Origin of the sequence: Roseinatronobacter ekhonensis (assembly GCF_900499075.1) — a bacterium.
GTDB lineage: Bacteria > Pseudomonadota > Alphaproteobacteria > Rhodobacterales > Rhodobacteraceae > Roseinatronobacter > Roseinatronobacter ekhonensis.
Genome location: NZ_UIHC01000180.1, coordinates 1 through 810, shown reverse-complemented (window position 1 = coordinate 810; position 810 = coordinate 1). Strand labels below are relative to the sequence as shown.

General features: G+C 57.0%; 1 pseudogene. It reads right to left on the bottom strand.

The features are described from left to right. Positions 1-124 precede the first annotated feature (124 nt). Positions 125-667 (bottom strand): annotated as a pseudogene (locus ROE7235_RS19740) (Crp/Fnr family transcriptional regulator); the annotation flags it as partial. Positions 668-810: the final 143 nt, after the last annotated feature.

The window sequence follows — 810 nt, the reverse complement described above, 5'->3', positions numbered from 1 at the left end:
GCGCCTCAAGCGCCACAGCAGCTTTAAACTTGTCTGAAAAGTTCCGTCGCTTTGTCATTCTCGTATCCATTCGTGCGCGTTGGATACATCTTAGCACGCTGTCCAAATTTGCCGGACCACTTCACTGGGTCAAAGGGCAGGCGTAGCCCGTCTTGCTGCCCAATCCGACGAGGGTAAGCCGCGCACCAAGCTCTAACAAGAAATGCGCCACACGTACGTCCGCCTCGCGACGCCCGATATTGATCAAATGCTCGACAACCATTGCCTCATCACGTGACGCAGCCCAAAGAACAGCAGTGGCCAGCCGCGGCGTGTCCGAAAACGTCTTCATAAGGTCCGACACATGCACTTCTGTCACTTCAATGTCAGTGACCGGCTCAACGCTGTGATCCGACAGGTGCAACATGACGCTGCGCAACCCAAGGAAATCGCCCGGGATCTGGAAATCGACAATCTGCCGCTGACCATCCTCCAGAAGCTTGTAAGAACAGGCCCAGCCAGAAATGAGGATGTACGCAGCCTGATCCGATTGCCCTTGATGCACCAGATCGCGCCCGGCGACAAAGGTGCGGCGACGTTTGTGCAGGCCTTCCAGTACGGACAGTTCAGCCTCTGACAAGGCGACGAAAGCGCCCAGTTTGCGCGCGAGTGGCGTATTCTTCATCATGGGCCCCTTTCCACAAAGAGATATGCGCAGAAGTTGGTGACGCCTGATCAGGCGGCGGCTTGAACGTGGCGGAGGCCGTCGCGGAACTCAACCCCTTGGATGATCTCGGGCAGGCGGTTCCGGCCATCGAGTTTGCGCCATTT